This window comes from Leclercia tamurae (assembly GCF_025566055.1).
Classification (GTDB): Bacteria; Pseudomonadota; Gammaproteobacteria; order Enterobacterales; family Enterobacteriaceae; genus Enterobacter; species Enterobacter tamurae.
In genome coordinates this window covers 118,647-129,453 of record NZ_JAMHKS010000065.1, presented here as the reverse complement: position 1 = coordinate 129,453, position 10,807 = coordinate 118,647, and the positions used below count along the sequence as shown (strand labels likewise).

The window sequence follows — 10,807 nt, the reverse complement described above, 5'->3', positions numbered from 1 at the left end:
CGAAGCTGATAATCGGAGCGATGATGCGCAAGCTGGCGCAGGTGGCGTATGGCGTCCTGAAATCAGGACGCCCGTTCGATGCCACATTGCATCAGGAAAATGCTTGCGTGGCATAACAGTATCTACGGTATGGTGCTTTTGTTTATCCGCGCGTCATCATCAACTTACGCAGCTCGGCAAAATCCGCTGGCAGGCTATGGGATAGCAGCGGCAGATCGGCACGCTCGGCCAGCTCTTTCGGCAGCGGCAGCGATTCACCGAGGATCTCGTCCACGCTCTCTTTAAACTTCGCCGGATGCGCGGTGCCGAGGAACAGGCCGTACTCGCCCGGGTTCAGCTGATCGCGCAGGGCGCGGTACGCCACCGCCGCATGCGGCTCGGAGGTATAGCCCACCTGCTTCAGCTCGCGCATGGTCTCTCTGGTGGTGTCGTCGGTCACCGCAGCATAACCCAGCTCATTGAGACGCCAGATTTTACGGCGGAACAGCTCTTCCACACGTGGCCAGTTGTTAGGCTGTGACACATCCATGGCGTTGGACAGCGTGGCCTGCGTGGTGTTTGGCGTCCACTTGCCCTCTTTCAGGAAACGCGGCACCGTGTCGTTGGCGTTGGTGGCGGCGATAAAGCGTTTCACCGGCAGGCCCAAAGACTTCGCCAGCAGGCCAGCGGTGAGATCGCCAAAGTTACCGCTCGGCACCGAGATCACCAGCTGGTTGCGCGCTTCCTGCGGCAGCTGAGCTACCGCTTCGAAGTAGTAGCAAATCTGCGCCAGCAGACGGCTGATGTTGATCGAGTTGGCGGAGTTCAGACCCAGCGCGACCTTCAGCTCTTCGTCATCAAAGGCCTGCTTAACCAGCGCCTGACAGGTATCGAAATCGCCATCGATGGCGACGGTTTCAATGTTGCCCCCGAGCGTACAGAACAGTTTTTCCTGCAGCGGGCTGATTTTGCCCTGCGGATAGAGGATCACCACGCGCACGTTTTTCAGGCCATAGAAGGCATGCGCCACTGCCGCGCCGGTATCGCCGGAGGTGGCGGTCAGGATGGTGACCGGCTTATCGCCGCTGATGTGAGTCAGCATCTGCGCCATAAAGCGGCCGCCGAAATCTTTAAATGCCAGCGTCGGGCCATGGAACAGCTCCAGGCAGCCCACGTCCGGTTCAACCTGGCTTACCGGCGCAGGGAAAGCGAAGGCCGCGCGGACGCGCTCTTCCAGCAGCTCCTGCGGGATCTCATCCCCGATAAACGCGGAGAGAATTTTGGTGCTGCGGGTGACGAAATCCTGTTTCAGCATCTCGTCGATTTCGGTCAGACCAAATTCCGGCAGATCGTGCGGGAAGAACAGCCCCTGGTTTTTACCCAGCCCCTGCGTGACGGCCTGTGCAAAGCTAACCTGCTCGTTATGATCTTTAAGATTGTAGAGTTTCATCGTTTATCCCAGTACTCGTGCGCCGGCCGTATCCAGACGGCAAATATGAACAAAGCCTTCCTGATTTTGCAGGTAATTTTTCCCCAGCCATTCTGCGACCCGCTGCGCCGTATCCGGCTTGTCGCACAGGGCAAACAGGGTCGGACCGGAACCGGAAATGCCGCAGGCCAGAGCGCCGATATCCAGCGCCGCGCTGCGCGCTTCGTTGAAGCCCGGCAGCAGTCTGGTGCGGTATGGCTCAGCAATAACATCTTTCATCAGTTTTGCCGCCAGAAGCGGCTGACGGGTATAGCAGGCATGAATAAAGCCCGCCAGATGACGACCGTGCGCAATGCAGTCCTGACGGCGGTACTGCGCCGGCAGGATGGCGCGCGCTTCCGCGGTCGACACTTTGATGCCCGGGTAGACCAGCACCCACAGCCACTCATCAAAGCCTGGCACCTGCTGGCTGATGATGCCGTTCTCTTCGATCATCAGCTGCATGCCGCCCAGGAAACAGGGGGCGACGTTATCGTAATGAATGCTGCCGGAGATGCGCCCTTCCAGCTCGCCCATCAAGGCCAGCAGGCGGGTGTTATTCAGCGGTTTGCCGCAATGTTCGTTCATCGCCACCAGCGCGGCCACCACCGAACAGGCGCTGGAGCCCAGCCCGGAACCGATCGGCATGCTTTTCTCGAGGGTCATGGCGACCGGCACGTTTTTGCCGATCTCCTGACAAAAACGCTCCCAGCACTGATAAACGATATTCTCACGCGGATCGGTCGGCAACTTGCTGGCGAAACGCCCGACGTTGCTCAGACTGAAGCTGTCCGCGGCCTCAACCGTCACCGTATCCCCCAGCGATGAACCATCCACCGGCGTCACCGCCGCGCCCAGCACATCAAACCCAACGCTCATATTGGCGCTGGAAGCCGGGGCATAAACTTTGACCATGTTAAACTCCTAACTTCCATGACAGGGTACGCAGCAGATCGGCAAACACGCCCGCCGCCGTCACATCATTCCCTGCGCCATAGCCGCGAAGGACCAACGGCAGTGGCTGATAATAGTGGCTGTAAAACGCGAGGGCGTTTTCACCATTTTTCACTTTGTACAGCGGATCGTTACCGTCTACCGCCGCCATCTTCACCCGGCAGACGCCGTCTTCTTCAATGTTGCCAACATAGCGCAATACCTTCCCTTCATCACGGGCTTTTGCGACCCGGGCCGCGAAGGCATCGTCCAGCTGCGGCAGCCGGGACATAAAGGTCGCCACATCCCCGGAGTCGTCGAAACCTTCCGGCAGCACCGGTTCGATCACGATATCCGACAGTTCCAGCTCCCGGCCCGTTTCGCGGGCGAGGATCAGCAGCTTACGCGCCACGTCGGTGCCGGAGAGGTCGTCACGCGGATCGGGCTCGGTGTAGCCCAGCTCGCGCGCCACGTTGGTCGCTTCCGACAGGCTCATGCCTTCGTCCAGCTTGCCGAAGATAAAGGAGAGGGAACCCGACAGGATGCCGGAGAAACGCTGCAGTTCATCCCCGGCATTGAGCAGGTTTTGCAAGTTTTCGATAACCGGCAGCCCGGCGCCAACGTTGGTGTCGTAAAGGAACTTACGGCGGGATTTCGCCGCCGCGTGGCGCATCTGATGGTAGTAATCCATCGATGAGGTGTTGGCCTTTTTGTTCGGCGTGACCACGTGGAAGCCTTCGCGCAGGAAGTCGGCGTACTGATCGGCCACCGCCTGGTGCGACGTACAGTCGACAATCACCGGGTTCAGCAGATGGTACTCTTTCACCAGACGGATCAGACGGCCCAGATTAAACGGCTCTTTCGCCTCCGCCAGCTCTGCCTGCCAGTTCTCCAGGCTCAGCCCGTGAACGTTGGTCAGCAGCGCTTTTGAGTTCGCAATACCGCAGACGCGCAGATCGATATGCTTCTTCTTGAGCCACTCCTGCTGACGCTTGAGCTGCTCCAGCAACGCCCCACCCACGCCGCCGACGCCAATCAGGAACACTTCAATCACCTGATCGGTGTTGAACAACATCTGATGGGTGACGCGCACGCCAGTGGTGGCGTCGTCGTTATTCACCACCACGGAGATGGAGCGCTCTGACGAGCCCTGGGCGATGGCGACAATATTGATGTTCGCCCGCGCCAGCGCCGCAAAGAATTTCGCCGAGATGCCGCGCAGCGTGCGCATGCCGTCCCCGACCACGGAGATGATCGCCAGATGCTCCTGGATAGCCATCGGCTCCAGCAGCTCTTCTTTCAGCTCAAGATAGAACTCTTCTTCCAGCGCCCGGCGGGCACGCAGGCAGTCCACCTGTGGAACGCAGAAGCTGATGCTGTATTCGGAGGAGGACTGAGTGATCAACACCACCGAGATACCGTTGCGTGACATGGCGGCGAACACGCGTGCCGCCATCCCCACCATGCCTTTCATGCCCGGGCCGGAGACGTTGAACATCGCCATGTTGTTAAGATTGGAGATGCCTTTAACCGGCAGGCCATCGTCGTCATTGCTGGCACCAATCAGCGTGCCTGGCGCCTGCGGATTGCCGGTATTTTTAATCAGGCAGGGGATCTGGAACTGGGCGATAGGGGCAATAGTGCGAGGGTGCAGCACTTTGGCGCCGAAGTAGGAGAGCTCCATCGCCTCCTGATAAGACATCGACTTCAGCAAGCGGGCATCCGGCACCTGACGCGGGTCGCAGGTATAAACGCCATCGACGTCGGTCCAGATTTCGCAGCAGTCGGCGCGCAGACAGGCGGCCAGCACGGCGGCAGAGTAGTCGGAGCCGTTACGGCCCAACACCACCAGCTCCCCTTTTTCATTCCCGGCGGTGAAGCCCGCCATCAGGATCATATGGTCAGCAGGAATTTTGCCTGCCGCAATGCGACGGGTAGATTCGGCAATATCTACGGTAGATTCGAGGTAGTGACCAACAGCGAGCAGTTTTTCGACAGGATCGATCACCGTGACGTTATGGCCACGCGCTTCCAGCAGACCCGCCATAATGGCGATGGAGAGTTTTTCACCGCGGCAGATCAGCGCCGCGTTAATGCTGTCCGGGCACTGCCCCAACAGGCTGATACCATGCAAGACGTGTTTAATCTGGGCAAACTCTTGTTCAACAAAAGCTTTCAGCTGGGCATGCGGAAAACCAGGTTGGGCATCCGCCAGGCCCTGCAGCAGGTTAGCAAAGATCTGCTCTGCGTCGCTGATGTTCACCAGTGCATCCTGACCCCCGATGGTTTTTTCAATCATCGCCACCAGGTGGTTGGTAATTTTAGCCGGGGCAGAGAGTACCGTCGCCACCTGCCCCTGCCTGGCATTGCTCTCCAGGATGTCGGCAACACGCAGAAATCGTTCTGCATTTGCCACTGATGTACCGCCGAACTTCAACACTCGCATGGTTGTTACCTCGTAATCTTTAGCCGAAAAAAAAGCCCGCACTGTTCAGGTGCGGGCTTTTTTCTTTCTTTCCTGTACGCGTCAGCCCGCACCGTTACCTGTGGTAATGATGATGGTTGTGGTAATGGTGGTGATGCTGATGCGTTTCATGGATGTTGTGTACTCTGTCATTATTATCTGTCTGTGCTGTCTACCTATATTGGTTAAAGCATACGTGCCGCTAAGTCAACGAATTTCTGATTTAAGCGCCTTTCCCGACCCTGTCAGGTCTCACTGTCTGAGATTTTATTTCTGCCCGGATCGGGCCGCATGCAACCCCTATTCTGGAATATTTAACCATAATAAAAACTTATGACAGACATTTACTCTGCCAGCTTTTTTTCGATATCGTGCAGCAATCGGTGCAACATTGCGGTGTCTCGCTGCGCTAACAGACCCAACCGCTGCTGTAGCCACTCCACCATTTTTTGGTCGTCAGCGACATTCAACGTCGTCAGCAAACGATCGGTGCGCGCACGTAACGCGGCAAGCTGGTTTTCATCTACCGCCGCCGCCGGGGCAACCGGCATTTGCATCAGAGAGGCTAATTGATAGCAATAGACCATTACCGCCTGGCCTAAATTCAGCGACGGGTAATCCGCCACCATCGGCACGCCGGTCAATACATCCGCCAGGGCCAGTTCGTCGTTGGTCAGGCCGGAATCTTCGCGGCCGAACACCAGTGCCATCTTCGGCATCCACTGGCTTTTCTCTGCCATCAGCGGCACCAGTTCTGCTGGCGTGGCGTAGTAATGAAACTTCGAACGGCCGCGGGCCGTGGTGGCGACCGTAAACGAAATATCGTGCAGCGCGTCCGCCAGCGTTTCATAAGTGGTTAAATTATCGAGAATATCTCCCGAACCGTGCGCCACACGCCGCGCTGCCGGATCGTTATGGGCGTCAATGGCAACGATACGTAAATCAGTAAACCCCATGGTCTTCATGGCGCGTGCAGCGGCACCGATGTTTTCTGCTCTTGCGGGGGATACCAGTACGATTGACAAATGCATTTATGCTCTCTTTTTAGGCAGTTAGCCGATAAAAATGTGATGGACATCATCCTATTACGCAGCGCGAATTTACAAAATTGCAACACAAATCACCGAAATAGCGTTTCACTACAAATTAAAATCGCTAAACTATTTCAGGAATGAACTTTTCGCGATAATGTTAAAGAATAGCACTTATCCCCATGTTTAATAATGATATTGCATTCCTGTGCCGGGTGTTGACATTGGATTCGCCTTGTTTATTAATCAATGAACGCAACTGGTTGGTTTATTGAAAAAATGTGACAAAGGCTAGCAAACGGCTACGATGATTTCATCAAACTGTTAACGTGCTACAATTGAATTTGATATATGTCAACGAAGCGTAGTTTTATTGGGTGTCCGGTGCCTCTTAACCTGTTATGTTGCTGTTAAAATGGTTAGGATGACAGCCGTTTTTGACACTGTCGGGTCCAGAGGGAAAGTACCCACGACCAAGCTAATGATGTTGTTGACGTTGATGGAAAGTGCATCAAGAACGCAATTACGTACTTTAGTCACGTTACGCCGGTCATGTTAATTTGTGGCATGTATCAGGCAGGTCAGGGACTTTTGTACTTCCTGTTTCGATTTAGTTGGCAATTTAGGTAGCAAACATGCAGACCCCGCACATTCTTATCGTTGAAGACGAGTTGGTAACACGCAACACGTTAAAGAGCATTTTCGAAGCAGAAGGCTACGATGTCTTTGAAGCGACCGATGGCGCAGAGATGCATCAGATCCTTTCTGAAAATGATATCAACCTGGTCATCATGGACATTAACCTGCCGGGTAAAAACGGCCTTCTGCTGGCGCGCGAACTGCGTGAGCAGGCGAACGTTGCGTTAATGTTCCTGACCGGCCGCGACAATGAAGTTGATAAAATTCTTGGCCTGGAAATCGGTGCGGATGACTACATCACCAAACCGTTTAACCCTCGCGAGTTAACCATTCGTGCCCGCAATCTGCTGTCCCGTACCATGAATCTGGGCACGGTTAGCGAAGAGCGTCGTAGCGTAGACAGCTACAAATTCAACGGCTGGGAACTTGATATTAATAGCCGTTCCCTGGTGAGCCCACAGGGTGACCAGTACAAACTGCCGCGCAGTGAATTCCGCGCCATGCTGCACTTCTGCGAAAATCCGGGCAAGATCCAGTCCCGTGCAGAACTGCTGAAAAAAATGACCGGCCGTGAGCTGAAGCCGCACGACCGTACCGTTGATGTCACCATCCGCCGTATTCGTAAACACTTCGAATCCACGCCGGATACCCCGGAAATCATCGCCACCATACACGGTGAAGGCTATCGTTTCTGCGGTGACCTGCAGGAGTAATCCTGTACATCGGCCATAAAAAAACGGCGCTTTCGCGCCGTTTTTTTATTTCCATAACCGCATCGCCTCTGTATCCGGTTCCGCCGGTGGCTGCGGACGCTTTGGCTGTGAAAGCGAGTACCAGTCAAAGTGACGAGTCAGATACATCACCGCAAATAGCGCCAGCGCCAGTACGGCCGACCCCAGCAGCAGCGCGCTGTCCTCCGACCGCAGCAGGAACCACATCACTACGTCCAGCCCCAGCAACGCCAGCACAAACATGCCGCTGCGTTTCCAGCTTTTCAGCACCGCCTGCAGGTAAATACCGTTCATGACCGCCCCCACCAGGCTGGCGATAATCCAGGCGGGCGTAAAGCCTACATGCTCAGACAACGCCAGCAGTACCAGATAGAACAGCACCAGCGACAGCCCGACCAGCAGATACTGCATCGGGTGCAGGCGCAGCCCGGTTAGGGTTTCGAAGACAAAGAAGGCCATAAAGGTCAGGGCGATCAGCAGAATGGCGTACTTAATCGCGCGGTCCGTGAGCTGATACTGATCCGCAGGGGTCGCGACCGTGACGCTAAAGGCCGGGATAGCGCTCCATTCAGGCGTCTCTCTGTCGTCGAACCAACCGCCCAGGTTATTGGCAAACCAGCTGCTTTTCCAGTTCGCCTGGAACCCGGACGCGCTGATGTCATGTTTCACCGGCAGGTAATTTCCCATAAAGCCCGGATGCGGCCAGTTACTGTTGAGCGTCATTTCACTGTTGCGCCCCACCGGCACCACCGCAAAACTGCCGGTGCCCGCCAGGTTCAGCGACATCTCCAGTAAGAACGTTTTTGGCTCCAGCGCTTTGTCGGTCAGCGGAATGTGGATCCCGGATAGCGCCCCGTAAACACCGGATCCCGGCTCGATGCTTAGCGTCTCGCCGTTGATCTTTGACACGCTCACCGCGCCAATGCCCCGCGCATCCCCGACGCCGACCACGATAAACGGCTGCCCGAGCGTCATGGTTTCACCCTTCAGCTGTCCCAGTTTATCGGTATTAAACTGGGCCTTTATTTTGAGGTCAGTGTTCCAGATCTGTCCATCGTAGATGCCGATGCTGCGTGACTCAACATGCTGATTACCGTCGATAAGCAGCGACTCCGGGAGGATAAAGTGCATATAGCTCCGTTTATGCTCGATCTTCTTTTCTTCCTCAAACTTGTAATAAATCTCCGTCACCGGAATGGCAATCAGCGGGCCAACCAGTTGCTGTGGACCACTGGTGCTTTGACGCAGCGTGTTTTCGACCTCGTTGCGATAGCTCTCGCGCTCCGAAATCAGATTTCCCACCATAAACAGCGGGACGAGTAACAGCAGGATGCACCCCAACAGGGTGCTGACTTTCCAGAACAGGGGGGATTTCATAGTGGCTCTCCTTTGTGATGAGGAGAGCCTAACTGCGCTATGTGGGGCCAGTTTGAAGTTATGTGAAGGGACGGTGAAGCGTCAGCGTAGCCGTCACGCCGCCGGCGGACCGATTCTGCAAATCAATAGTGCCCTGATGCAGACGCGCCACCTCCTGGACAAAGGCCAGCCCGAGCCCGCTGCTTTTCAGCCCGTTCTCCCGCGGGAGCGAATAGAAGCGTTCAAAAATCCGCGCCAGGGCGTAATCCGGGATCCCGCTGCCGCTGTCGGTCACGGTAATGTTCACCTGCCCGTGGGCTTCCGTGGCCGCAAGCTGGATCGCCCCACCCTGCGGGGTGAAGTCGATCGCATTGTCCAGCAAGTTACCCAGCGCCTGCTCAAGCAGGTCGGGATCGCCCTCCACGCAGCACGGTGTGCTCTGACGGGTCAGGGTGATATTTTTCGCTGTCAGCGTTACCGCCCGCGCATCGGCAAGCCGGGTAAAGAGCGCGTCAACGCTGACGCTCACCGGAACAATCTCTACCCGATTTTCCAGCCGGGCCTGAGCGAGAAGCTTTTCCACCAGCGACTGCATGCGCGCGTTTTGCACCAGAATATTGTCGATAAAGCGGGCGGCTACCTGGGGCGGCGGCTGTTCCGCCAGAATCTCCGCCGCGCCGCGAATTGCGGCCAGCGGGCTTTTCAGCTCGTGGGTGAGGGCATGAACATAGTGTTCAATGTAATTTTTCCCCTCAAGGCGAATACGCATATTCTCCAGGGCCTGCGCCAGCTTGCGCAGTTCGCTGCTTCCCGGATCGGGCAACGGCAGTGGGGTATCGCTGGTGACCGAGTCGGCATAGCGCGACAGGGTGTGAATCGAGCGATTGATCCACCAGGCCACCGCCAGACCAATCAGCAACGCAATACCCAGCAGCGCCCCGCCGGCCCACAGGATCCGCCGCTCGCTGCGCCTGATGACCGGCGCCATCGCACTGTTGGGTTTGCCGACCGACAGTACGCCGATAATCCTGCCCTGATCGACCACCGGCGCGGCCACGTACATCACCGTACTCTCAGGATCGTCCGGATTGCCCGGGGTGCTGCGGGCGCCATATTCACCGCGCAAGGTCAGCCAGACATCGTTCCAGCGCGAGTAATCCTGGCCCACCGCCAGCCCGGCGGAATCAAACACCACCCGACCACGGGCATCGGTCATGTAGACGTGATATTCGTTACGCACTTTGTGAATGCCGCCGATATTGGCGCGAAAAGGTCGCTGATGAAGCTGCGAAAAAGCCTGCGCCAGCCTGCCCTGCTGCGCATCGCCCGAGAGCAGATCCTCGCGTCCGACTTCGGCCAGCAGCGTGGCGGTGTCGATCAGCGTCCCTTCCGTGGCCCTGCGCACGCCGGGCTTCACCTCCTGGACAAAGATCGACAGCACAAACCATGCCGCGATAGCCACAATCAGGAAGTACCCCAGCAACAGCCGCATGCCAATGCGCATTAATACAGTCCCAGGCTGTAGCCCATGCCGCGGTGAGTGCTGATGGGGGAAAGCTGGTCATTCACCGCCCGCAGCTTGGCGCGCAAGGTTTTGATGTGGGTGTCCACGGTGCGATCGTAGCTATCGCCCTCCTCCCCCCAGACGTTATCCATCAGCTGCTGGCGGGAATAGACGCGGCCTGGCGCGTTCAGCAGCGTTTTGAGCAGCAGGAATTCGTAGCGCGTCAGCGGCAGCGGCTCTCCGCACCAGCTGATGCGGGCGGCGGGCTCATTCAGTTCAAACTCGCCGATACGGACGATATCGGACGGCGCGGCGGATTTTTGCATCCGTCGTAAAATGGTTCGCACCCGGGCGCACACTTCCCGGGGTGAAAAAGGTTTGGCGACGTAATCATCCGCGCCAATCTCCAGCCCGAGCAATTTATCCACCTCATCGCTGCGGGCGGTCAGGAACAGCACCGGCAGCGCGGGATGCTGCGCCAGCAGCTGGCGACACAGCTCAAAGCCGCTGATGTCCGGCAGGCCGACATCCAGAATGGCAAGCGCCGGGATCTGCCGACGCGCCTCTTCCAGCACGGGCAGGCCGCGCTCAAAAGCCTTTACCGCAAAGCCCTCCTGCTGGAGCATGTAGATCAGGGTATCAGCGATACTGATTTCGTCTTCAACCAGCCAGACCACGGGTTGCTGCATGGGATATTCCTGA

The 10,807-nt window shown here is 56.9% G+C and carries 10 protein-coding genes and 1 other annotated feature; of the genes, 1 reads left to right on the top strand and 9 read right to left on the bottom strand.

Going from position 1 to position 10,807, the window contains the following annotated elements; all coding sequences use genetic code 11:
• Window positions 1–142: 142 nt before the first annotated feature.
• The 6 genes from thrC to yjjY all read right to left on the bottom strand — a co-directional run bounded on the left by thrC (window position 143) and on the right by yjjY (window position 6,415).
• On the bottom strand, window positions 143–1,429 hold the full coding sequence (gene thrC, locus M8318_RS04725; protein WP_262661139.1) for a threonine synthase: 1,287 nt from the start codon (window positions 1,427–1,429) through the stop codon (window positions 143–145).
• 3 nt (window positions 1,430–1,432) lie between these two features.
• Entirely contained in the window at window positions 1,433–2,362 is a 930-nt protein-coding gene (thrB, locus tag M8318_RS04720; protein WP_262661138.1) for a homoserine kinase, read from the bottom strand.
• Between the two features lies 1 nt (window position 2,363).
• Complete coding sequence (gene thrA / locus M8318_RS04715) at window positions 2,364–4,826, bottom strand: bifunctional aspartate kinase/homoserine dehydrogenase I (RefSeq protein ID WP_262661137.1); 2,463 nt, start codon at window positions 4,824–4,826, stop codon at window positions 2,364–2,366.
• Window positions 4,827–4,851: 25 nt separating this feature from the next.
• Window positions 4,852–4,969 (bottom strand) — a sequence feature (Thr leader region).
• Window positions 4,908–4,976 (bottom strand): thr operon leader peptide, encoded by a 69-nt coding sequence (thrL, locus tag M8318_RS04710; RefSeq protein ID WP_103181027.1) that lies wholly within the window; start codon window positions 4,974–4,976, stop codon window positions 4,908–4,910. It overlaps the preceding feature by 62 nt.
• Window positions 4,977–5,188: 212 nt before the next feature.
• On the bottom strand, window positions 5,189–5,875 hold the full coding sequence (locus M8318_RS04705; protein WP_262661136.1) for a tRNA/rRNA methyltransferase: 687 nt from the start codon (window positions 5,873–5,875) through the stop codon (window positions 5,189–5,191).
• A 399-nt stretch (window positions 5,876–6,274) separates the two neighbouring features.
• Window positions 6,275–6,415 carry a YjjY family protein gene (gene yjjY, locus M8318_RS04700; RefSeq protein ID WP_001541509.1) on the bottom strand — a complete coding sequence of 47 codons (141 nt, stop codon included), beginning with the start codon at window positions 6,413–6,415 and terminating at the stop codon, window positions 6,275–6,277.
• Between the two features lie 95 nt (window positions 6,416–6,510).
• Here yjjY and arcA point away from each other — a divergent pair, with 95 nt between their 5' ends.
• The gene (gene arcA, locus M8318_RS04695) at window positions 6,511–7,227 is read left to right on the top strand and encodes a two-component system response regulator ArcA (RefSeq protein ID WP_032616427.1); all 717 of its coding nucleotides are present in this window, start codon (window positions 6,511–6,513) and stop codon (window positions 7,225–7,227) included.
• Window positions 7,228–7,272: 45 nt separating this feature from the next.
• On the opposite strand, the gene creD is transcribed toward arcA, so the two are convergent.
• From creD to creB, 3 genes are read right to left on the bottom strand one after another with little or no spacing between them, the layout of a single operon-like run.
• Window positions 7,273–8,622 (bottom strand): cell envelope integrity protein CreD, encoded by a 1,350-nt coding sequence (gene creD / locus M8318_RS04690; protein ID WP_262661135.1) that lies wholly within the window; start codon window positions 8,620–8,622, stop codon window positions 7,273–7,275.
• 58 nt (window positions 8,623–8,680) lie between these two features.
• Window positions 8,681–10,105: a two-component system sensor histidine kinase CreC gene (gene creC / locus M8318_RS04685; protein WP_262661134.1), complete on the bottom strand. Its 1,425-nt coding sequence runs from the start codon at window positions 10,103–10,105 to the stop codon at window positions 8,681–8,683.
• Window positions 10,105–10,794: a two-component system response regulator CreB gene (gene creB, locus M8318_RS04680; protein WP_262661133.1), complete on the bottom strand. Its 690-nt coding sequence runs from the start codon at window positions 10,792–10,794 to the stop codon at window positions 10,105–10,107. Before creB ends, creC begins: the two co-directional genes overlap by 1 nt.
• Window positions 10,795–10,807: the final 13 nt, after the last annotated feature.

Coding starts and splice junctions, on each gene's coding strand:
- thrC (WP_262661139.1), bottom strand. CDS start 1,429: ATGAAACTCTACAATCTTAAAGATCATAACGAGCAGGTTAGCTTTGCA.
- thrB (WP_262661138.1), bottom strand. CDS start 2,362: ATGGTCAAAGTTTATGCCCCGGCTTCCAGCGCCAATATGAGCGTTGGG.
- thrA (WP_262661137.1), bottom strand. CDS start 4,826: ATGCGAGTGTTGAAGTTCGGCGGTACATCAGTGGCAAATGCAGAACGA.
- M8318_RS04705 (WP_262661136.1), bottom strand. CDS start 5,875: ATGCATTTGTCAATCGTACTGGTATCCCCCGCAAGAGCAGAAAACATC.
- arcA (WP_032616427.1), top strand. CDS start 6,511: ATGCAGACCCCGCACATTCTTATCGTTGAAGACGAGTTGGTAACACGC.
- creD (WP_262661135.1), bottom strand. CDS start 8,622: ATGAAATCCCCCCTGTTCTGGAAAGTCAGCACCCTGTTGGGGTGCATC.
- creC (WP_262661134.1), bottom strand. CDS start 10,105: ATGCGCATTGGCATGCGGCTGTTGCTGGGGTACTTCCTGATTGTGGCT.
- creB (WP_262661133.1), bottom strand. CDS start 10,794: ATGCAGCAACCCGTGGTCTGGCTGGTTGAAGACGAAATCAGTATCGCT.